This window comes from Kytococcus schroeteri, assembly GCF_042433515.1.
Classification (GTDB): Bacteria; Actinomycetota; Actinomycetes; order Actinomycetales; family Dermatophilaceae; genus Kytococcus; species Kytococcus schroeteri.
Map to the genome: position 1 here is coordinate 86,097 of NZ_JBHLVH010000011.1, position 20,224 is coordinate 106,320.

At 72.8% G+C, this 20,224-nt stretch carries 20 protein-coding genes and 1 pseudogene; 12 read left to right on the forward strand and 9 right to left on the reverse strand.

Translation table 11 applies throughout. The features are described 5' to 3' along the window. Positions 1-104: 104 nt before the first annotated feature. Genes ACFFHC_RS05105 through ACFFHC_RS05120 form a run of 4 tightly spaced genes read right to left on the reverse strand, consistent with a single transcriptional unit; the run spans position 105 to position 3,142 of the window. Complete coding sequence (locus ACFFHC_RS05105) at positions 105-776, reverse strand: hypothetical protein (RefSeq protein ID WP_141494201.1); 672 nt, start codon at positions 774-776, stop codon at positions 105-107. After that, positions 773-2,008 carry a hypothetical protein gene (locus tag ACFFHC_RS05110; protein WP_070705581.1) on the reverse strand — a complete coding sequence of 412 codons (1,236 nt, stop codon included), beginning with the start codon at positions 2,006-2,008 and terminating at the stop codon, positions 773-775. Before ACFFHC_RS05110 ends, ACFFHC_RS05105 begins: the two co-directional genes overlap by 4 nt. After that, positions 2,005-2,760, reverse strand: a complete 756-nt coding sequence (locus tag ACFFHC_RS05115) for an ABC transporter ATP-binding protein (RefSeq protein WP_070705582.1) — start codon at positions 2,758-2,760, stop codon at positions 2,005-2,007. The genes ACFFHC_RS05110 and ACFFHC_RS05115 overlap by 4 nt, the downstream gene beginning before the upstream one ends. Before the next feature lie 13 nt (positions 2,761-2,773). Beyond that, a complete protein-coding gene (locus ACFFHC_RS05120; protein ID WP_070705583.1) occupies positions 2,774-3,142 on the reverse strand; it encodes a hypothetical protein in 369 nt (122 codons plus the stop codon). A 204-nt stretch (positions 3,143-3,346) separates the two neighbouring features. On the opposite strand from ACFFHC_RS05120, the gene ACFFHC_RS05125 reads away from it, so the two are divergent. Both ACFFHC_RS05125 and ACFFHC_RS05130 read left to right on the forward strand, forming a co-directional pair. Next, on the forward strand, positions 3,347-4,504 hold the full coding sequence (locus ACFFHC_RS05125; RefSeq protein ID WP_379803550.1) for an oxidoreductase: 1,158 nt from the start codon (positions 3,347-3,349) through the stop codon (positions 4,502-4,504). A gap of 114 nt (positions 4,505-4,618) precedes the next feature. After that, a complete protein-coding gene (locus ACFFHC_RS05130; RefSeq protein WP_070705585.1) occupies positions 4,619-5,335 on the forward strand; it encodes an arsenate-mycothiol transferase ArsC in 717 nt (238 codons plus the stop codon). Positions 5,336-5,400: 65 nt separating this feature from the next. On the opposite strand, the gene ACFFHC_RS05135 is transcribed toward ACFFHC_RS05130, so the two are convergent. Next, positions 5,401-5,715, reverse strand: a complete 315-nt coding sequence (locus tag ACFFHC_RS05135) for an ArsR/SmtB family transcription factor (RefSeq protein ID WP_070705586.1) — start codon at positions 5,713-5,715, stop codon at positions 5,401-5,403. A gap of 147 nt (positions 5,716-5,862) precedes the next feature. Between ACFFHC_RS05135 and arsB the strand changes: the two genes are divergently transcribed. The 6 genes and pseudogenes from arsB to ACFFHC_RS05165 all read left to right on the forward strand — a co-directional run bounded on the left by arsB (position 5,863) and on the right by ACFFHC_RS05165 (position 11,485). Further along, positions 5,863-6,963: an ACR3 family arsenite efflux transporter gene (gene arsB, locus ACFFHC_RS05140; protein WP_070705587.1), complete on the forward strand. Its 1,101-nt coding sequence runs from the start codon at positions 5,863-5,865 to the stop codon at positions 6,961-6,963. Next, positions 6,960-7,394, forward strand: a pseudogene (locus tag ACFFHC_RS05145) (arsenate reductase ArsC); the annotation flags it as partial. The gene arsB and the pseudogene ACFFHC_RS05145, both read left to right, overlap by 4 nt. Beyond that, on the forward strand, positions 7,392-7,832 hold the full coding sequence (locus ACFFHC_RS05150) for an arsenate-mycothiol transferase ArsC (protein ID WP_256374423.1): 441 nt from the start codon (positions 7,392-7,394) through the stop codon (positions 7,830-7,832). The pseudogene ACFFHC_RS05145 and the gene ACFFHC_RS05150, both read left to right, overlap by 3 nt. Positions 7,833-7,839: 7 nt before the next feature. After that, the gene (locus tag ACFFHC_RS05155) at positions 7,840-8,970 is read left to right on the forward strand and encodes an ArsO family NAD(P)H-dependent flavin-containing monooxygenase (protein WP_070705589.1); all 1,131 of its coding nucleotides are present in this window, start codon (positions 7,840-7,842) and stop codon (positions 8,968-8,970) included. Next, complete coding sequence (locus ACFFHC_RS05160) at positions 8,967-9,749, forward strand: class I SAM-dependent methyltransferase (RefSeq protein ID WP_070705590.1); 783 nt, start codon at positions 8,967-8,969, stop codon at positions 9,747-9,749. The genes ACFFHC_RS05155 and ACFFHC_RS05160 overlap by 4 nt, the downstream gene beginning before the upstream one ends. 134 nt (positions 9,750-9,883) lie before the next feature. Continuing rightward, the gene (locus ACFFHC_RS05165) at positions 9,884-11,485 is read left to right on the forward strand and encodes an HNH endonuclease signature motif containing protein (protein ID WP_238138122.1); all 1,602 of its coding nucleotides are present in this window, start codon (positions 9,884-9,886) and stop codon (positions 11,483-11,485) included. 76 nt (positions 11,486-11,561) lie between these two features. Here ACFFHC_RS05165 and bsaP read toward each other — a convergent pair whose 3' ends face one another. Both bsaP and bioB read right to left on the reverse strand, forming a co-directional pair. After that, a complete protein-coding gene (gene bsaP / locus ACFFHC_RS11595; protein WP_446685142.1) occupies positions 11,562-11,828 on the reverse strand; it encodes a biotin synthase auxiliary protein BsaP in 267 nt (88 codons plus the stop codon). A 1-nt stretch (position 11,829) separates the two neighbouring features. Then, entirely contained in the window at positions 11,830-12,867 is a 1,038-nt protein-coding gene (gene bioB, locus ACFFHC_RS05170) for a biotin synthase BioB (protein ID WP_070705601.1), read from the reverse strand. A gap of 130 nt (positions 12,868-12,997) precedes the next feature. Here bioB and ACFFHC_RS05175 point away from each other — a divergent pair, with 130 nt between their 5' ends. From ACFFHC_RS05175 to ACFFHC_RS05190, 4 genes are all read left to right on the forward strand, one after another. Further along, positions 12,998-13,267: a hypothetical protein gene (locus ACFFHC_RS05175; protein WP_070705592.1), complete on the forward strand. Its 270-nt coding sequence runs from the start codon at positions 12,998-13,000 to the stop codon at positions 13,265-13,267. Positions 13,268-13,518: 251 nt separating this feature from the next. Then, a complete protein-coding gene (locus ACFFHC_RS05180; RefSeq protein ID WP_070705593.1) occupies positions 13,519-15,378 on the forward strand; it encodes an acyl-CoA dehydrogenase in 1,860 nt (619 codons plus the stop codon). Between the two features lie 220 nt (positions 15,379-15,598). Further along, positions 15,599-16,252, forward strand: a complete 654-nt coding sequence (locus tag ACFFHC_RS05185) for a hypothetical protein (RefSeq protein ID WP_070705594.1) — start codon at positions 15,599-15,601, stop codon at positions 16,250-16,252. A gap of 98 nt (positions 16,253-16,350) precedes the next feature. Then, positions 16,351-16,983, forward strand: coding sequence for a hypothetical protein (locus tag ACFFHC_RS05190; RefSeq protein ID WP_379803562.1), 633 nt, complete (start codon positions 16,351-16,353; stop codon positions 16,981-16,983). 48 nt (positions 16,984-17,031) lie between these two features. On the opposite strand, the gene ACFFHC_RS05195 is transcribed toward ACFFHC_RS05190, so the two are convergent. Beyond that, complete coding sequence (locus tag ACFFHC_RS05195) at positions 17,032-17,874, reverse strand: carbon-nitrogen family hydrolase (protein ID WP_070705838.1); 843 nt, start codon at positions 17,872-17,874, stop codon at positions 17,032-17,034. Between the two features lie 97 nt (positions 17,875-17,971). Continuing rightward, entirely contained in the window at positions 17,972-20,062 is a 2,091-nt protein-coding gene (locus ACFFHC_RS05200; RefSeq protein WP_237769830.1) for a bifunctional copper resistance protein CopD/cytochrome c oxidase assembly protein, read from the reverse strand. Between the last annotated feature and the right edge of the window lie 162 nt (positions 20,063-20,224).

Consider the following 20,224-nt stretch of genomic DNA (forward strand, 5'->3'; position numbering starts at 1 on the left):
TGACTCCCAGATCGCGGGGCGGCACCCTTGCCACCCTCGGACGGCGCACAGTCTGCGCCGTCGGGGGCCCTCTTGGCCAGTTCCCGGCGCCCGGGGGTGGTGGTTCAGGCGTCCAACCCGACGAGGGTGGGCCGCGTGGTGCGCCAGACCCACACCGCCGTACCCGCCGCCCACACACCCCAGGCCGCGGGCATCGATGCGGGGTGCGGCGTGCTGGCATCGACCGCCCACGGCAGTCCCACGTCCCCCACCAGTGCCTGGCACACCACCAGCGCGGCGGCGAGGGCCACCGCGAGGACGGAGCCCACCCAGCGCCCCAGCAGACCGATGCAGGCCAGCGCGATCCCGGCCGCCGTGAGCCCAGCGCCCACGGACTGCTCGACGACACCCGGGTAGACGATGAGGTGGACCGCTTGGCCAGGGGCCTGGCTGACGGCATCTCGCACGGACTCCGGCCACCACCCTGCGAGCACCTTCGCGAGCCGGGGGACGGCCACGGCCACCAGGGCCACAACCAGGCACGGAACGAGGGCCCACCCCCTCAGCCGTGGGTGCCCGGTGACCTCCCACAGCCGGTGGGCCGGAGCCCACGCCGCGGCCGTGGCCACTGCGGTGAGCACTGCGAGCACCTCCCAGAAGCGCACCATGCGTGGGTGGACGAGGTCCACGTGGACGGCCTGTCCCCAGCTGATGGACATCGCCACCAGTGCCAGCGCGACCGCCGCGCCCGCGGCACCCGCCGAACGGCCCGACAGCCACATTCGCCAGGGGCTCACCGGAGGGCCTCGGGGCCCAGGCGGCAGGACTTGATCTCGCTCCGGTGCTCGGCGTACCAAGCGCGGAACTCCTCGACCGACAGGGCGGACGCACCTGTCCCCTTCTCCGCCGGCCCGGGGGAGGCAGCGCGACGGCGGATCTCCTCGGCCAGGTCCGTCGAGGCCTCCATGTTCCCCTGGGCGACCCCCGGCCCGCAGGAGCTGCTGCCCGCAAGCTGTGATGCCACGCCGCGCGTCACCGTGCCCACCGCGGAGGACCGGTCCCGTTGCCCGAGGCCCCGCAAGGGGAGGTCGGTGGGTTGGTGGGATGCCGCCGCCTCGGTGGCCAGCGTCATCGGACCCGCTCCGGTCGCGCCCACCATCGCGTCGATGCTGCCGCTCGCCGCGGCCACGAGCTGCTGCTCCTCGGGGGCCGAGCAGAGGGTGACGTGCTGCCGCTCGAGGCACACCGCCTCACCGCTGGCGGTGACGATGTCGGGTCGAAGCCCCACCGAGACGGCCGCCAGTGCGACCGCACCCGCCCCCGCCGCCAGGGCACTGGCCGGCAGTTGACGGGCTCCTCGTGGGGTGGCCAAACGCCAAGCGGCCAGCAGCAGCAGCGCCCCGGCCACCAGCGCCAGCACAGCCAGTCTCGAGAGCGTCGCAGGCCAGGCCATCTCCCACCCGGGCGCGGGGAAACCATTGCCCCACCACGGCGTGATGCTGGCCAAGGGGGTGCCTCGCACCTGCGCCGGCAGGAAGAGCAGGGCGAGGGTCACGAGCGGGGCCAGGAGCACACCCCATCGGCCCAGCAGGGTGCCGAGGGCCATCCCGAGGATCGGCCACAGGGCCAGCAGTGCGATGCCGGCGACGGTCGCCAGAGCGTCCCCGAAGCCGAGCGATCCGGGCGCTCCCCGGGCGAGGGTGATGGTCAACGGCACCAGTCCAATCACGCCCCCCGCCCACAACGCGACGACCAGCGAACCCACCTCACCGGCCAAGAGACTGGGGATGCTGCGGCCGGTCGACCGCCCGGGGGCGACGCTGCCGGGACCGTGCCGCAAACCCGTCACCGCCCCCCACACCGCACCGAGCACCGCCGCCCAGACCGAGTAGTCCCGGACGGTCAAGGGAAGGCGCCCCCAGTCAGCCGGGGGCCAGTCACGGGGTGCCTCCACGGCGAAGGAGAGCGCCACGAGCAACGCCAGCACCGCGAGCGACAGCGGGTGGTGGGCGGCGGACAGGCGCCTCATGCGGCGGGCACCGGGTCGGCCAGGACGGCGCGGTAGCCCGCCTCGAGGGGAGACACGACATCGCCCCCGCCGAGATCAGCCAGATCCGCCACGGTGCCGTCGAACCGGAAGCTGCCGTGGTCCATCACGACAGCACGCTGGGCGATGTGCGCGATGTCCTCGACGATGTGGGTGGTCACGACCACGATGCGATCGCGTCCCAGCTCAGCCAGGTCGTCGCGCAACCCAGCGCGCTGGACCGGGTCCAGAGCTGCGGTGGGCTCGTCCAAGAGCACCACCTGCGGGTCATGGGCCAAGGCACACGCGATGCCGAGGCGCTGGCGCATGCCGCCGGACAGGGAGCGTGCGCGGGAGGTGGCCCGGTCCGACAGGCCCACCCGCGCCAGGGCGCGGTCTGCGGCGGCGGGCACCTCCGCCGCATCGACCCCCTGCGCCCACGCCGCGACCTCCACGTTGCGGCGGACACTGGAGAAACCCATGATCGTGAACTTCTGCGGCAGGTAGCCGATGAGGCGGCGGGCCCCCTCCAGACCCGGGCCGGGCCGCTGGCCCTCGAAGACGCGATGGTCCCCGATCGCCAGCGAACCGGCGGTCGGTGCGACGTGCGTGGCGAGGATCGACATCAGCGTGCTCTTGCCCGCTCCGTTCGGCCCCAGCAGACCGAACACGCCGGGCTCGAGGGTGAGGTCGACCGCATCGAGCGCGGTCCTGGTGCCGTACCGCTTGGTGAGCCCTGCCGCCTGCAGCTGCACGTCGTTCCTCTCGTCAGAACGTGAATCGGTCCGAGGCCACGGATGCCCCGGTGGCACCGTAGATCTTGGTGAAGTAGACGTCACCGCTGGTGCCGCCGCCCGACAGGTACTTCCGGCTACCCAAGAGGTACCCCTCGTAGCTGGAGACCACGTAGTCGGGCCCCCACTTCGCGTGGATCAACTTGCCGGTGACGTCACCCTTCGAGCACCCGGACCCGAAGCGAGAGACGTACCCCGACACCTGCCCCGGGGCGCCGTACCCCGGCGTGGCTGCGTAGATCTTGCACCCGCTTCCATCCGTCGTGCCCGCGGCCTGAGCGATCATCGGGGTGGCACAGATCGTCGCCGCCGCGACCATCAACCCCGTCCACTTCTTGTTCACGATTCCTCCAGTGTGTGAAGTGCCGGCATGTGCCGACTCAAGAATTCCACACACACACGATGTCCATACCCAGGGGAGATCTTGGGCAAACCTTTACCCAACTGAACTGGTCGAGGGCAGACGAGGTTCACGCGGACTGAGGAATTGCGGGCCACAAGGGTGCGTTCACGCCCCGGACGCCCGCCCCACCACATCGGAGGACCCATGCCCCGCCCCATCGCCCTGTTCGAGCCCATGACGCTGCGCGACCTGGAGGTCCGCCACCGGGCGTGGGTGGCCGCGATGTGCCAGTACTCCTGCGACCCCGTGACCGCGCCCGGCGTGCCCAACGACTGGCACCTGGTGCACCTGGGTGCCTTCGCCACCGGTGGAGCCTCGATGATCGTGACCGAGGCAGCGGCCGTCACCCCCGAGGGCCGGATCTCCCCCCACGATGCGGGGATCTGGAACGACGAGCAGGTGGCCGGCTGGCGCCGCGTGAACGACTTCGTGCACGGCCTGGGCACGGGCGTGACCACCGCGGTGCAGCTCGCGCACGCCGGGCGCAAGGCCTCGACCTGGCGCCCGTTCGGCACCGACGGCCGCAGCGGGTCGGTGCCGGTGGGGGCCGACGCGCAGGGCTACGCGCACAGCATCGAGACCTCCGGGTGGCAGACGGTCGCCCCCACCGACGAGGCCTTCGGCGACCTCGATGCGCCCCGCGCGCTGACCGATGCGGAGGTCCGCGCCACCGTGACCGCGTTCGGCGACGCGGCCGAGCGCGCTGTGGCGGCCGGCTTCGACGCGGTCGAGATCCACGGCGCCCACGGGTACCTGGTGCACCAGTTCATCTCGCCGTTGGTGAACACGCGCACCGACGCCTGGGGCGGCGACGAGGCGGGCCGTCACCGGTTCGGCCTCGAGGTGGTGCGCGAGGTGCGCGGGCGCGTCCCCGCATCGATGCCGGTGCTGCTGCGCATCTCCGCGACCGACTGGGAGGACGTCGAGGGCGACGTGGCCTCGCTGCAGCGGTTCGTGGTGGCCGCGGCGGAACTGGGGGTCGACTTCGTGGACGTCTCCAGCGGTGGCAACCTGCCGGCGCCGAAGATCGTCTCCGGGCCGGGCTACCAGGTGCGCTTCGCGACGGCCGTGCGGGAGGCGTTGCGGGAGGCCGGGTTCGAGGTACCGGTGGGGGCAGTGGGTGAGATCAGCTCGCCGCACCAGGCCGAGACGATCGTCGGGCAGGAGCAGGCCGATGCGGTGCTCCTCGCGCGGGCGGCTCTGGCGGACCCGCACTGGTGGATGCGCGCCGCATCGGACCTGGGGGCGCAGCCGGTGGCCATCGGGCAGTACGAGCGGGCCCGGGTGGACCGGCTGGCCTGAGCCGCCCAACTCGCCGGGCGCCGAAACCCTTCCCCGAAAGTGAATACTGGGTTAACATCGGGTGAATTACCGGGGCGGAGGCACGGGATGCCCCGCCGCACGCAGGAGGCACCCATGACCATCATCGGCACCGCCCAGCAGTACGAGCACGCGGTGGAGCGACTGGCCAGCGAGTTCGACGCCGTGTTCACCCGCGACGAGGTGGCCCGCGAGCTGCACGCCGTCCGCGAGGACATGGAGGCCACCGCCAGGGTCCGCGACCACATCCCGGTGCTGGCCGAGCGCTACGCCAAGGAGAACCTCCAGGCCCTGGCCCACGCCCGCGGCGCCACGGTCACGGGGCACCCGGTGGTGATGTTCGTCAGCCCTCGCAACGCCAGCGCCACCCAGATGGCCGCCGTGATGACGGACAAGTACTCCGGCGGCCGCATCCACGTGCTCTCCGGCGGGGTCCGCCGCGCCAAGGAGATCGCCCCCGCCGTGATCCAGGTGATGCAGGAGCACGGCATCGACACCACCACCCTGTACCCCCGCGCCGTGAACCGCGACGTGCTCCACGCCGCCGACGTGGTGGTGAGCATCGCCAGCCCCGACCTGGGCGAGGACTTCACCGCCAAGCAGCACGTGGACTGGCACATCACCCTGGACGAGGACGACGTCGAGTCCGTGCGCGCCACCCGCGACGAGCTCAAGGTCCGCGTGGACGCGCTGATCGAGTCCCTCCTGGGCGAGGGTTCCGTCCTCTCGGCCGAGGAGGCCGCCGCCTACCAGGCCGCCAAGCAGGGCAGCCGCACCCAGACCACCCCGGCCCGCGAGGCCCAGCCCGCCTGACGGACCTGATGGGGTGAGCCCGGCCGGTGCCTCGTCGCACCCGCCGGGCTCACTCGCGCCGCGACTCAGGCGAAGAGCTCCCCCACGGCCGCCCACGCCTGCTGGTCGAGTGCGTACCAGGCCCACTGCCCCCGCTTCTCGCGCGTGAGCAGCCCCGCATCGACCAGCACCTTGAGGTGGTGGCTGACCGTCGGCTGCGCCAGGTCGACCACCTCCTGCAGGTCGCACACGCAGGCCTCGCCGCCGTCGGCCGCGCGGATGGCGGCCACCAGCCGCACCCGCGCCGGGTGCCCGAGCGCCTTCATGACCGATGCCGTGTGCTCGGCCTCCGCGTCCGAGATCGCCACCGGGAGCCCACCACAGCACACATTGACGTCCATCGATGCATTGTGTCACGATTCCTCCATCGACAGCTGTCGATGCACGGGCGCGTCATTCCCCTCACGTCGTGGCGCGTCCCGTGTCCACCCCTGCACGATCCCCGCCGACGCCCTCCCCCCCCCGACCGCCCACCGAGAGGACCCCCGGTGACCACCACCCAGACCCCACCGGATGCCGCCGAGGCCCAGGTCACCGAGCGCCTCTCCACCCTGGACCGCTACCTGCCGCTGTGGATCGGCGCGGCGATGGTGGCCGGGCTGCTGCTGGGCCGCATCGTGCCCGGGGTGGGCGAGGCGCTCAACACCGTGCAGGTGGACGGCATCTCGCTGCCCATCGCCATCGGCCTGCTGGTGATGATGTACCCGGTCCTGGCGAAGGTCCGCTACGACCGCCTCGACACGGTGACCGCCGACCGGCGCATGCTGGGCAGCTCCCTGCTGCTCAACTGGGTGCTGGGCCCGGCGCTGATGTTCGCCCTGGCGTGGATCTTCCTGCCCGACCTGCCCGAGTACCGCACGGGCCTGATCATCGTCGGTCTGGCCCGCTGCATCGCGATGGTCATCATCTGGAACGACCTCGCCTGTGGTGACCGCGAGGCCGCCGCCGTCCTGGTGGCGATCAACTCGGTCTTCCAGGTGGTCATGTTCGGCCTGCTCGGCTGGTTCTACCTGGCCGTCCTGCCCGGCTGGCTCGGCCTGGACACCACCGGGCTGGACGTCTCGATGTGGCAGATCGCCAAGAGCGTGCTGATCTTCCTGGGCATCCCGCTGGTGGCCGGCTTCCTCACCCGCCACCTCGGGGAGCGCCGGATGGGCCGCGAGCGCTACGAGAACCGCTTCCTGCCGGCCATCGGCCCGTGGGCGCTGTACGGGCTGCTCTTCACCATCGTCGTGCTCTTCGCCCTGCAGGGTGAACAGATCACCTCGCGCCCGCTGGACGTCGCCCGCATCGCGCTGCCGCTGCTGGCCTACTTCGTCCTCATGTGGGGCGGTTCGTACGCCCTGGGCCGGGCGCTGGGGATGGGGTACGAGCGCACCACGACGCTGGCGTTCACCGCCGCGGGCAACAACTTTGAGCTCGCCATCGCCGTCGCGATCGCCACCTTCGGACTCACCTCCGGTGAGGCCCTGGCCGGTGTGGTCGGGCCGCTCATCGAGGTGCCGGTGCTCGTGGGGCTGGTGTACGTGTCCCTGTGGCTGCGACGCCGCCTGTTCCCCGCCTCCGTCCGCGAAGGAGCGACCGCATGACCGACCAGCCCACCCCGGCGCCCGCCGGCGACCGCCCCGCCGTCATGTACGTCTGCGTGCACAACGCCGGCCGCTCCCAGATGGCCGCGGCCTGGACGCGTGCGCTGGGCGGCGACCGGGTGGAGGTGCGCTCGTCGGGCTCCCAGCCGGCCGAGGCCGTGAACCCGGCCGCCGTGGAGGCGATGGCGGAGGTCGGCATCGATGTGGGCGCCGTGGCCCCGCGCGTGCTCAGCCGCGAGGACATGGAGGCCTCCGACGTGGTGGTCACCATGGGCTGCGGCGACGAGTGCCCGTACGTGCCCGGGGTGCGTCGCGAGGACTGGGCGCTGGACGACCCGGCTGGGCGCCCCGTCGAGGAGGTCCGTCCGGTGCGCGACGAGATCCGGCGGCGTGTGGAGGAGCTGCTGCGCTCCCTCGGCGTGGAGCCGATGGCGTGGCCGCGGCCGCAGGAGCGCGTGGTGACCTTCGTGTGCTCGAGCAACCGGGGCAAGTCGCAGATGGCCGCCGGGCTCATGCGGCGTCTGGCCGTGCCCGGCGTGCAGGTGCTCAGTGCCGGCGTGGCCGCCGCGCCGTGGGAGAAGGGCGTCAACGGGGAGTCGGCGGAGTCGCTGGGCCTGGTGGGCGCCTCGCTGGCCGGGGAGCACCCCAAGCAGCTGACGCCGGAGCTGGCGGCGGCGAGCGACGTCATCGTGCTGGTGGGCGACAACGCGCAGCTGCCGGCGGAGCTGGAGGGGCACCTGCCCGGTGACGTGCGCCGGTGGAGCACCGAGGAGCCGTCTGAGCGCGGACTCCAGGGCGCCGAGCGCATGGCGGCCCTGCGCGACGAGATCGACGGCCGGGTGCAGGCGCTGGCGGACGAGCTGCGCTGAGGCACCGGTGGACGCGGAGGCGGACGTCGTCGTCATCGGCGGCGGGCAGGCCGGACTGGCCACGAGCTACTGGCTGCGGCGCGCCGGCATCGGGCACGTGGTGCTCGACGACGCCGACGGGCCGGGTGGCGCGTGGGCGCGGATGTGGCCGAGCCTGCACGCGTTCAGCCCGCCGCAGCACTCGTCGCTGCCCGGGTGGCTCATGCCGCGGTGGACCGGTGAGGGGGCGTTCCCCTCGCGGCAGCACGTGGCCGACTACCTGACGGCGTACGAGGAGCGCTACGAGGTGCCCGTCCAGCGGCCCGTGCGGGTCGATGCCGTGCGGCGCGAGGGCGAGCGACTGGTGGTCGAGGGGCGACCCGAGGGCGAGAGATCGGCCTGGTGGGGGCGGGCCGTGGTGAGCGCCACCGGCACGTGGTCGCGGCCGTTCTGGCCGAGCGTGCCGGGCCTGCGGGAGTTCGCAGGCGCACAGCTGCACTCGGCGCAGTACCGGGGGCCGGAGTCGGTGCCGGGCGGGCGGGTGCTCGTGGTGGGTGGAGGCAACACCGGGGCGCAGCTGGCGGCGGAGCTCGCGGCATCGCGCGAGGTGGTGTGGGCGACGCAGCGTCCGCCACGCTTCATGCCGCCCGAGGTGGACGGACGGGTGCTCTTCGACGTGGCCACAGCACGGCGGGCCGCCCTCGATGCCGGCCGTCCGGACGACGGCGGGGTGGGGACGCTCGGCGACATCGTGCAGGTGCCGGAGGTGCGCGCGGCCCTGGCCGAGGGGCGCTTGGGTGCCGTGCCGATGGTGGCGCGGCTCACCGCATCGGGCGTGGTGTGGGGCGAGGAGGCGGCGGAGGCGGCCGGTTCCACGTGGAACAGCCCGCCCGTGGCGCCGGGCGAGGAGCTGCCGGTGGACGCCGTGCTGTGGTGCACGGGGTACCGACCGGCGCTGGCCCACCTGCGCCCGCTGGGGGTGCGCGGTGAGCGCGGGCACGTGGCGGTGGCACCGGGGTCGATGACGCGGGCCGCCGGGGAGCCGCGGCTGCACCTCATGGGCTACGGAGACTGGACGGGGCCGGCGTCGGCGACGCTCATCGGAGTGGGGCGGCCCGCACGCGCGGCGGCGCGGGAGATCGAGGAGGTGCTGCGGTGAGCGGGGCGGGGTCGGACGGTGCGTGGGGCGCGGTCGAGGCGTACCGACGGTCGTTCGGGGCGCTGTGTGCCGGGGTGCACGACCTGCTGCTGGACGCGCTGCCCGCCGGGCGGGTCCTGGACGTCGGGTGCGGTCCGGGCGGGCTGCTGGGACGGGCGCTCGACCGAGTGTGGGACGTGGCGGGGGTCGACCCCTCACCCGCGATGGTGGCCTGCGCCGCGCGCGTGGCACCCGGACGGGTGGAGGTCGGCGGGCTCCCGCGCCTCACGGTGGCGAGCGGGAGCCAGAGCGGGGTGGTGGCGAACTTCGTCGTGAACCACCTCGGCCACCCGGTCGACGGGGTGCGCGAGATGGCGCGCGTGCTGGCGCCGGGCGGACGCGTGGCGATGACGGTGTGGCCGGCAGGAGGCGCCGGGTGGGGTGGGCTGGTGGGCGAGGTCTTCTCCGCAGCGGACGCACGGGAGGTGGCGCCGGAGCGACTGCCCGAGGAGGTGGACTTCCCGCGGACCCCGCAGGGCCTGGCCGGCCTGTGTCGGGAGGCCGGGCTGACGGTGCGCGAGGCCCGGACCGTGGAGTGGGAGTGGGCGGTGGCCCCGGCGGACCTGTGGGCGGGTGTCGAGGCGGGGATCGCCGGGCCCGGGCGCAGGTTCCTGGCGCAGGACCAGGCGACCCGGGTGCGGGTGCGGGAGGCGTGGAGGGTTCGGGCGGGAGCCCGGGCGCAGGGTGGCGTGCTGCGCTTCTGGAACGAGGCGGTGCTGGTGGTGGGTGAGCACCGATGAGCGGATGTCCACAGGGTCCGCTGGCCGGGCAGCCCCAGCATCACACCGTCCACATGTTCGATGCGCGGGTTGCACTTGATGCAATACATGTACTATTCTTGAGGTAGCCGGTCGGACAGGGGGTCCGACCCTCGGTGAGCCACGAGGGGGTGGTGTACGTGCCCAAGACGATGCCGGAACGGTTCCCACAGGACGCAGGTGCGCCACCCCGCGTGGTCGACGGTGGCTCGACCACAGCCCCGATCGCGCCGGGGCAGCCGCCGGGCAGCGCCGGCGCCTGGCACGAGGTGACCGAGGCGTTCGCCGCCGCGGACCAGGCCGTGGACCGACTGCTGGCCGCGCTGACCGCGGCCGGCTCCGAGGAGGACCTGCCCGTCAGCCCCTCGGAGCTCGAGTGGTTGACCCGGACCGCCACGCGCTTCGGGGACCGGGGCCAGCAGGTCCGCGTACGCTCCCACTCGGTGCTGGCCACCGCGCGCCGGGCCGGGCGGGCCGTGCACGACGACGACGCACAGTTCGCGGCGGCAAAGAACGCCCGCACCTCTGGCGGGACGCGGCGCGACGCGGTACTGGCCGAGGCACTCGCGGAGCCCGTGGGCCCTCCCCCGTCTCCGGGGACCACGTCGGACGAGGCGGGAAGTCCCTCGACCCCTGAACCGGGGCCGCCCACCGCGCCGGGACCGCGTCCGTTGGCACGCGCGCTCGATGCGGGGCTGCTCTCCCAGGAGCACGCGATGGTGGTCCTGCAGGAGCTCGACGCCCTCCCCGCAGACGTGGACCCCGCACTACGACTCCGGGCCGAGGAGGTGCTCGTCCGCAAGGCCGAGCGACTGACTCCTCGTTCGTTGCGCCGGGCGGCTCGCCGCGTCCTGGGAGAGCTGGGCGTGCCGGAGGCCGTGGTGGACAGCCACCAGGACGAGCGCGTGCGCACTCAGGAGCAGAAGGCGTGGGAGGCCGCGTCCTTCTGGATGCGCGACAACGGCGACGGCACCGTCCACGGGCGGTTCACCCTCCCCGCGCTCCAGGGCCACATGCTCGGCAAGGTGCTCGATGCGCTCGTGGCACCGCGGCGACTGGCGCGCAAGGACGCGACGGACAGGACCCCAGTCGAGACTGCGGGGCCAGAGGCAACCGGGAGGGAGCACCTCTCGTGGAAGGACCGGCAGGTCGACTGGGCCCACGAGAAGGGCAAGGCCCTCTGCGAGCTGATCGACCACCTGCCCACCCACGAGTTGGGCGGTCGGACCAACGTCACGGTGCTGGTGACCACCACCCTGGAGACCCTGCGCGGTGAGACCGACCGAGCCGGCCTCACCGACACGGGGGTCGAGGTGTCTGCCGGCGAGGTGCGCCGACTGGCTGCCGGCGCGGGCATCGTCCCGGTGGTCCTCGGCGGCGACTCCGTCCCCCTCGACCTCGGGCGACGGACCCGGTTGTTCACCGAGACGCAACGCCGGGCCCTCGCCCTGCGCTACACCGAGTGCGCCGAGGAGAACTGCGATCGACCGTTCGCCTGGTGCGAGGTCCATCACGTGGACCCCTGGGGGTCCGGGTCGGCCCGGGGCGGCCCCCCGGGCGGGGCCACGGACCTGGTCAACGCCCTCCCCCTGTGCGGCCGGCACCACCGGCGGCTCGAGGACCCCTCGCTCACCCACACGATCACCTGCGACGGCGAGGGCCGCGGGGTCCTGCGTTTCCACCGGCGGGGCGGGCGGAGCAGGAGGGCGGACCAATGAGTGGACACCGCCCGCCCTGCCGTCGACCCACACGGGTCGGTCAGGTCGCTCATGCTGCCCAGGACACTCGGGCCGCTCAGGCCGTGGTGACCCCGTGGCGGGAGCAGGACGCCGTCCACCCGCGTGGCGTCACCTGCACCACCATGCGCCGACGGCAGGCAGGGCAGTACCGGGGCGGCTCCAGCTCGAGGCGCCGGGTGCAGGTGTCGTGCCCGGCATCCGCGAGCGGCTCGCCGCAGTGTCCGCAGTACGTGGGATGGACGGCGTGGGCGTCAGGGGTGGCGGCGCCGGCGTCGGCACCCCTCCCACCGCCGGCCACGACCCTCGGACCCTCAGCCGCCACGTCAGATGGTCTTGCTGAGCGCCTGGATGGGCATCTTCAGCTCGGCCAGCAGGTCGAGGTCCTGCTGCGGGTCGCGACCCAGCGTCGTGAGGTAGTTGCCCACGATGATCGCGTTGATGCCGCCGGTGAGGCCCTGGCGGGTCCCGAGCTCCCCGAGGGTGATCTCACGGCCGCCGGCGAAGCGCAGGATGGTGCGCGGCAGGGCCAGGCGGAAGGCGGCGATGGTGCGCAGCGCGTCCTGGGCCCCCATCGGCTCCAGGTCGCCGAACGGCGTGCCGGGGCGCGGGTTGAGGAAGTTCAGCGGCACCTCGTGCGGCTCCAGGGCCCCCAGCTCGGCGGCGAGCTCGGCGCGCTGGCGGACGGACTCGCCCATGCCCACCAGGGCGCCGCAGCACAGCTCCATGCCGGACTCGATGACCATGGCGCAGGTCTCGAGGCGCTCGTCGTAGGTGTGGGTGGTGACCACCTGGTCGAAGTAGGAGCGCGCCGTCTCGAGGTTGTGGTTGTAGCGGTGGACGCCCATCTCCACCATCTGGTCCACCTGCTCCTGGGTGAGCATGCCCACCGAGACCGCGATGTCGATGTCCACCTCGGCCTTGATGGCGGCGATGGCGTTGCGCAGCTGGTCCATGAGGCGCTCGTCCGGACCGCGCACGGCGGCCACGATGCAGAACTCGCTGGCCCCGGTCTCCTTGGTCTCCCGGGCGGCCTTGATGAGCTCCTTGACGTTGAGCCACACCGCGCGCACCGGGGAGGTGAACTGCCCGGACTGGCTGCAGAAGTGACAGTCCTCCGGGCACCCGCCGGTCTTCAGCGAGACGATGCCCTCGACCTCGACGCCCTCACCGTTGTGACGCACCCGCACCTCGTGGGCCAGGGCCAGCAGCTCCTCCACGCGCTCGTCGGGGAGGTTGAGCACCTGCTCCACCTGGTCGGCGTCGAGGCCCACGCCGCGCTCGAGCACCTGCTCACGGGCGACGGGGAGGATGTCCCCGGAGTCGGCGGGGCGGGCAGCGGTCAGGGTGGTGGCGTCCGTCATGCGGACCAGTGTGACCCACGGCACGCAGCGGCCGGCACCCGGGGCCGGGTGTCTCGGCAATCCTCGTGCGCGAGGCTGGTTGCACCGAGAGTCGTGACCGCACCAGCACCAGCACCGAGGAGGACCTCGCATGACCACCCGCCCCACGCCGCGCCTGCTCCCGATCGGAGTCGGCCTGCTGACCCTGGGCCTCGCCCTGTTCCTGTGCGTGTGGTTCTCCACGGACATGGCTGCCATCGACGCCATGGAGCAGGGTGGCCCGGACGCCCCCGGGATGACCACGGCCGAGCTCACGGCGATGCTCGCCTCGCCGGCCCTGCTCCTGGCGGGCCTGGTGCTCGCCCTGGTCGGCTGGGCCCGCCGGGAGGCACCTGCAGGAGCCAGCACACAGCGCCGGTGACCGGAGGCAGGGACAGGCGGTGCACGCTGCCCCGGAGGCAGGGGCACGGGTGGCGCACGCTGACCCCGGGCGCGCGGACAGAGGCGGTGCACGCTGACCCGCCCCCGCTGGCCACAACGGTTCCACCCCTCCGCAGTATCCGGTGCACGGTGTTGCACACAGTGCCGGGGCCGGGCATCATGTGTGACACAGCGCACCGGGTACTTGCCTCCGCCCGGCACGACCCCACCCTCGACGAGGAGCAGGCACCGATGAGCCACTACAAGTCCAACGTCCGCGACCTGGAGTTCAACCTCTTCGAGGTGTTCAACCGCCAGGAGGTGCTCGGTCAGGGCGTCTTCGAGGAGGTCGACGCCGACACCGCCCGGGAAGTGCTGTCCGAGGTGGCCCGCCTGGCGGAGAACGAGATCGCCGCCTCGTTCGCCGAGGCGGACCGCAACCCGCCGGTGTTCGACCCGCAGACCCACTCCGCGACCATGCCCGAGGCGTTCACGAAGTCCTACCGGGCGTGGGCCGACGCAGAGTTCTGGCGCCTCAACCTGGAGCCCGAGCTCGGTGGCACCCTGGCCACCCCCAGCCTCAACTGGGCCATCGCCGAGATGGTGCTCGGCGCCAACCCGGCCGCGTACATGTTCTCGGCCGGCTTCAGCTTCGCCAACATCCTCTTCCGCAACGGCACCGAGCAGCAGAAGAAGCTCGCCCAGCTCATGATCGACCGCCAGTGGGGCGCCACGATGGTGCTCACCGAGCCCGATGCCGGGTCCGACGTGGGCGCCGGCACCACCAAGGCCGTGCAGCAGCCCGACGGCACCTGGCACCTCACCGGCGTGAAGCGGTTCATCACCAACGGTGACGCCGACTTCTACGAGAACAACGTGCACTTCGTGCTCGCCCGCCCCGAGGGCGCCGGCCCCGGCACCAAGGGCCTCAGCCTGTTCATCGTGCCGAAGTTCCACGTCGACCTGGAGTCCGGCCAGATGGGTGAGCGCAACGGCGCGTTCGTCACCAACATCGAGCACAAGATGGGCCTCAAGGTCTCCACCACGTGCGAGCTGCGCTTCGGCGAGGACCCCGACGTTCCTGCCGTCGGCACGCTGCTCGGCGAGGTGCACGACGGCATCGCGCAGATGTTCCAGGTCATCGAGTACGCCCGCATGATGGTGGGCACCAAGGCCATCGCCACCCTCTCCACCGGCTACCTCAACGCGCTCGAGTACGCCAGGAGCCGCGTGCAGGGCGCCGACATGCTGCAGATGGGCGACAAGGCCGCCCCGCGCGTGACCATCACTCACCACCCGGACGTGCGCCGCAGCCTCATGCTGCAGAAGGCCTACGCCGAGGGCCTGCGCGCCCTGGTGCAGTACACCGCCACCTTCCAGGACACCGCCCACGCGTGGCGCGCCCAGAACCCCGGCGCCGAGCCCGAGGCCGGGTCCGAGGCGGCGATGGCCGACCGCATCAACGACCTGCTGCTGCCGCTGGTGAAGGGCGTCGGCTCCGAGCGGGCGTGGGTGCTGCTGGGCACCGAGTCGCTGCAGACCTTCGGCGGTTCGGGCTTCCTGCAGGACTACCCGCTGGAGCAGTACGTCCGCGACGCCAAGATCGACACCCTCTACGAGGGCACCACGGCCATCCAGGCCCAGGACTTCTTCTTCCGCAAGATCCTGCGCGACCGCGGCGAGGCCCTCGGCGCGGTGGCCGGTGAGGTGCAGGCCTTCCTGCAGGCCGGCGGGGCCGAGGAGCTCGCCGGTGCCCGCGAGCAACTCGGCAAGGCCCTGGCGGAGCTGCAGCAGCTGCTCGGGCTGCTCACCGGGTGGGCCCAGGCCGCCCAGTCCGACCCGCAGGAGCTCTACAAGGTGGGCCTGCAGTCCACCCGCCTGCTCATGGCCGCCGGCGACGTAGTGATCGGCTGGCTGCTGCTGCGCCAGGCCCAGGTGGCCTCCGAGAAGCTGGCCGCGGGCGCCGCCGGCGAGGACCGGGACTTCTACACCGGCAAGGTGGCCGCCGCGCGCTTCTTCGCCACCGAGGTGCTCCCGCGCATCGGGGCGGACCGTCGGGCGGCCGAGGCGACCGGCCTGGACCTCATGGAGCTCCCCGAGAGCGCCTTCTGAGCCCGGGCGGCCGAGACCACCCGGAGGGTGACCGCGCCCTCCGGGACCGCACCGGGAGCCCGACCACGACCGGTGGTCGGGCTCCCTCCCTCCACCCACGGAGTGACGGCCCCCGCCGGGACGGCCGCCTAGCGTGAGGTCGATCCCACCCCCACCGCGTCGTCCCGGTGCCGCACACCCCGTGCCGCCACCCGCGCCGCGCCATCAGAAGGAGAGCACCATGCGTACCACCCGCACCCTCGCCCTGCTGACCTCCGGCCTCGTCGCGGTCGGCACCCTCACCGCCTGCGGTGGCACCGACCCGCTGAGCAACGACGAGGCCAAGGAGGTGCTGCTCACCGAGGACAACTTCCCGCTGGACGGCTACAAGCGCGGCACCGTCGAGGACGGCGAGGCCAAGGACGAGGCCATGGACGTCTCCGAGATGGAGAATGGCCTCAAGCAGCTGGGCGAGATCAGCGAGGAGTGCCAGAAGGCCCTCGACGATCTGGACGGCCTCAAGGCCTCGGACCACATCGACCAGGGCGCCTCGGTGGACTTCACCAAGGGCCAGTCCAACGTCTCCGTCATCGCCGCTGGTGTGAAGGACGACGGCAAGAAGCTGCAGGACGCGTTCGCCACCCTGGGTGCGCACTGCGACGACATCGAGAAGTCCGAGGGGGGTCTGTCCGTGAAGATCGGCTTCGATGAGGTGGACCAGGACGACTTCAAGGGCACCCAGATCACCGTCGACGCCATGGGCCAGAAGAAGGAGACGACCATGGGCGGTCGCCTCGTCGGCGAGAACTTCGTCGGTGTCTTCGGCAGCGACGTCAGCAAGGACGACGTGCTCAAGGTGGCCGACGCGCAGGCCAAGGCCATCGAGGACAAGTGAGCCTCGGGGCCACCCGGCCCTGACCACCGCGAGGGGGCGGTCCGCACACGGTGCGGACCGCCCCCTCGGCGTGCACGCGGCTCTGCCACACTCGCGGCATGACCTCCCTGCGCCGCCCCGCCGCCGTGCTGACCGCCCTGCTCACCGTGCCCGCCATCGCCGCCTGCGGTGGCGGCCCCGACGCCCTCGACGACGCCGCCGCCGAGAAGGCCCTGCTCAGCCAGGACGACTTCCCCCTCGACGGCTTCACCCGTGGCGAGGTGACCACCGGCGTGCAGAAGGCCACCGACTTCGACCCCTCCACCCTCCCGGACACCGACGAAACGTGCCACAAGGCCCTCGAGGACTTCAGCGCCGTGAAGCCCGAGGAGTACCTCTCCAGCTCGGCCTCCGCCCGCTTCGAGGACGGCAAGGACAAGAGCGTGGACCTGCAGGTCTCCGGCACGAGCAAGGAGCCGGAGAAGCTCATCGAGATCACCCGCGCCCTCGGGGAGTGCAAGGAGGTCAAGAGCTCCGGCGGCGGGGTGGACCTGACCACGTCCTTCGAGGAGTTCGAGAACGACGACGTGCGGGGCGTCCGCGTCCGCTCCGAGGCCGGTGGCCAGACGCAGGAGATCTGGATGGGCGGCCGCACGGCCGGCGACAACGTCGTCTACGTCACCGCCACCGGCGTCTCCGAGGACGACCTCTCGAAGGTCGTCAACGAGCAGGTCTCGACGATCGAGGACTGACGCCCGAGGTGACCCGGCGGCCGGGCGACGCCCCCGGCCACGCCCGCCTCACCACCGCCGCGCGGCGAGCACGGGGAAGTCCTCCCGCTGCTGCGCCGTGTGCGCGGGGTCGAGGACGGCGCGCAGCACCTGCTCGCCGTCCCCCGCCTCGGCCAGCACGCTGCCGGCGGCGTCGACGACGACGCTCGCCCCACCCATCTCGTGGTCGCCGGCGTGGGTCCCGGCCGTGTTGCACGCGATGACGGGCATCTGGTTCTCGATGGCGCGCGCCCGCAGCAGGGTGCGCCAGTGCTCGCGGCGCGGCATCGGCCACGCGGCGGGGATGACGAGCAGGTCGGCCCCGGCGTCGAGACCGGCGCGGAAGAACTCGGGGAAGCGCAGGTCGAAGCAGGTGGCCAGGTGCGCGGTGAAGCCCTCGATCGGCACCGTCACCAGGTCGGAACCCGCCTCGATGGTGCGCGCCTCGCCGCTGCTGAAGCCGAAGCGGTGCACCTTGCGGTAGGTGGCCCGCAACGCCCCGTCGGGGCCGAACACCAGCGAGCTGTTCCACAGGTCCTTGCCCTCCGGGCCGGGCTCGGCGCTGCGCTCCACGGTGGACCCGGCGTGCAGGTGCACCCCCGCGTCGCGGGCCGCGGCAGACATCGCCCGCACCACCGCCAGGGCGGGGTCGTCCGGGCCGTCGGCGGGCACCGTGCCCACGGCGGGCACCTGCTGGGCCCGCTCCGCCCAGTGCTTCACGTCGAAGCCGCCCACGGGCCACAGCTCGGGCAGCACCACGAGGTCCTGCCCCGCCTCGGCCCGCACCATGCCGGCCACGCGCTCGATGCGGTCGGCCATGGCCTCGTCGTCGCCGTAGGACACCTGGATCACGCTGACGGAGAGCTCGCTCATCCTCCGCACGGTACCGGCAGCGCCCCCGGGCCGACGGGCCACCGGGGGCGCTGCAGGGCAGCGGGTGCGGCCGGTCCGGGGAGGCGGCCGCACCGGGTCAGGGCCGCGGGTTGCGCCCCATCCGCGAGAGCTGCTCGTTGTACGCGCGCAGCTCGGCGTCCTCGTCGCGGGCGGCCTTGCGGTCGTAGCGGCGGCTCTCCCGCTCGTCGCTGTTGGACCACTCCAGACCCACCATGATGGCCAGCACCACCACCGGCAGCTCGCCGATGCCCCACGCGATGCCGCCGCCGAGCTGCTGGTCGGCCACGAGGTCCTTGACGTACGGCAGGTCGATGGTCTGGAAGAAGTCCGGCGCCAGCAGGTAGGTGCCCATCATCATGGCCACGCCGAAGAAGGCGTGCCCGGCCAGCGTGGCCAGCATGACCACCAGGCGCAGCGGGGCGGGCCACTTGACGCCGCCGGGGTCGGGGCCGGCCAGCGTCCACACGAACAGGTAGCCCACCAGCAGGAAGTGCGCCACCATCGCGACGTGCCCGCCGTGGGTGGTGAGCGCGATCTCCAGCGCGGGCGACCAGTAGAAGACCACCAGCGAGACGAAGAAGAGCAGCGCCGCCACCACCGGGTGGCCGATGAACTGCGCGTAGCGCGAGTGCACGATGCCCAGCAGCCACTCCCGGGGGCCGATGGTGCGGTCCTTGCGGGCCGGCAGGGTGCGCATGGCCAGGGTCACCGGCGCGGCCGGCACGAGGAAGAACGGGATGGCCATCATGAGCGTCATGTGCATGACCATGTGCATGGAGAACATGACGCGGCCGTAGACCGTGGGTGCGCCGTTGACCACGTAGAGGAAGAGCAGCCAGCCGAAGACCCACAGCGGCAGCCGGTACCAGGGCCAGGCGTCGCCGCGGCGGCGCAGGCGCAGCCACCCCCACGTGTACAGGGCGATGGCCACCACGCCGATGGTGGTGAACAGCCACTCCACCTGCCAGGCCGTGAACCAGCTCGATGCCGTGAGCGCGGGCGGGCGCGGGTAGCCGGTGAGCGCCACCGCCGGGTCGCCGATGGCCTCGCCGGTGAGCTCGGGCACGGGGGTGGGTGTGCGGGCCAGCGCGGAGCCGAGGCCGGCGGCCACGGCCATGACGAGCAGCTCGAGGGTGGCCAGGCGGGCGAACAGGCCACCGGCACGCTCGGCGGCGGGGCCCTCCCCGACCTCGGTGGCCCCCGCCCCGCGCTCCGCCTGCTCGAGACGGGCCACCACCTGGCGGCGCATCACCGCGCCGAAGACACCGAGCACCACCAGGAGCCCCACCTTGGCCAGCAGCAGCTGGCCGTAGGCGGTGGTGAGCAGGTCGCCCCACCCCACGCGGAGGCTGGCGTTGAGCACGCCGCTGAGCCCGGTGACCACGAAGGCGCACAGCGCCACCACGGAGTAGCGACGCACGGCCACCGCGCGGTCCTGCCCGAGGCCGCTCCACAGCAGCGCCAGTCCGAGCAGGCCGCCCACCCACACGGCCACACCGATGAGGTGGCCGCCGTAGCCGTTGACGGCGGCGTCGTGGTCGAGCGAGCCGCCGGAGTGGCCGGTGAAGGCCAGCGGCAGGGTGGCCCCGATGGCCAGCCAGAAGGCCCAGTGCAGGCCGCTGCGCCCGGTGCTCCAGGCGCACAGCGCCGCCACCACCAGGGCCAGGATGCCAGTGAGCTGGAACTGCACGAGCAGTCCGAGGTCCCACCAGAAGGCGAAGTACTGCTGCCAGAAGCCCTCGGCCCCGATGGGGGTGCCGAGCACCTCGGAGAAGGTGAGCACCGCCAGCACCCAACTGGTCAGCCCCCACAGGAGCGACCCGACGAGGGCCACGCGCCCCAGCAGGGCCAGACGGTGCGTGGACCGCCGTTCGGGGACCACGAAGGCCGCGACGCCGAGCGCCCCGACGGTGGTGACCATGCCGGTCATGACCAGCGCCCGGACCACGGGCAGGGCCCAGCGGACGAATGCCCCCGCATCGACCAGGAGGAGCTGCCGCGTGGCGCCGCTCAGCCAGGAGGCACCCACCGCCGTGACCGCCACCAGCAGCGCAATGGCGCCCAGAGCAGCCCACGGGGCACGCTGGCGGGCTGACTCCTGCACTGCGGGAGCGGGGTTCTCCGGCGATGCCGTGGGGCGGGGCGGGGACTGCTGGGACTCGGACATCACCGACACAGCGTAGTTTGTCGGCTCTTCCGATCTGAGGGTGCAGCAGTGGTGGTGTGACCGACCAGACCAGCGCCCACGACCCGCTGAGCTACCTGCCGCTGGGCATCGAGGTGGCCGAGGGCTGAGTGACCCGCCTGCCGAACGCCCGAGATGCGCACC

Excerpts from the sequence above, each read along its gene's own strand:
- ACFFHC_RS05110 (WP_070705581.1), bottom strand. The coding sequence starts at position 2,008 with ATGAGGCGCCTGTCCGCCGCCCACCACCCGCTGTCGCTCGCGGTGCTG.
- ACFFHC_RS05125 (WP_379803550.1), top strand. The coding sequence starts at position 3,347 with ATGCCCCGCCCCATCGCCCTGTTCGAGCCCATGACGCTGCGCGACCTG.
- ACFFHC_RS05130 (WP_070705585.1), top strand. The coding sequence starts at position 4,619 with ATGACCATCATCGGCACCGCCCAGCAGTACGAGCACGCGGTGGAGCGA.
- ACFFHC_RS05135 (WP_070705586.1), bottom strand. The coding sequence starts at position 5,715 with ATGGACGTCAATGTGTGCTGTGGTGGGCTCCCGGTGGCGATCTCGGAC.
- ACFFHC_RS05150 (WP_256374423.1), top strand. The coding sequence starts at position 7,392 with ATGGCGTGGCCGCGGCCGCAGGAGCGCGTGGTGACCTTCGTGTGCTCG.
- bioB (WP_070705601.1), bottom strand. The coding sequence starts at position 12,867 with ATGACGGACGCCACCACCCTGACCGCTGCCCGCCCCGCCGACTCCGGG.
- ACFFHC_RS05175 (WP_070705592.1), top strand. The coding sequence starts at position 12,998 with ATGACCACCCGCCCCACGCCGCGCCTGCTCCCGATCGGAGTCGGCCTG.
- ACFFHC_RS05180 (WP_070705593.1), top strand. The coding sequence starts at position 13,519 with ATGAGCCACTACAAGTCCAACGTCCGCGACCTGGAGTTCAACCTCTTC.
- ACFFHC_RS05185 (WP_070705594.1), top strand. The coding sequence starts at position 15,599 with ATGCGTACCACCCGCACCCTCGCCCTGCTGACCTCCGGCCTCGTCGCG.
- ACFFHC_RS05190 (WP_379803562.1), top strand. The coding sequence starts at position 16,351 with ATGACCTCCCTGCGCCGCCCCGCCGCCGTGCTGACCGCCCTGCTCACC.
- ACFFHC_RS05195 (WP_070705838.1), bottom strand. The coding sequence starts at position 17,874 with ATGAGCGAGCTCTCCGTCAGCGTGATCCAGGTGTCCTACGGCGACGAC.
- ACFFHC_RS05200 (WP_237769830.1), bottom strand. The coding sequence starts at position 20,062 with ATGTCCGAGTCCCAGCAGTCCCCGCCCCGCCCCACGGCATCGCCGGAG.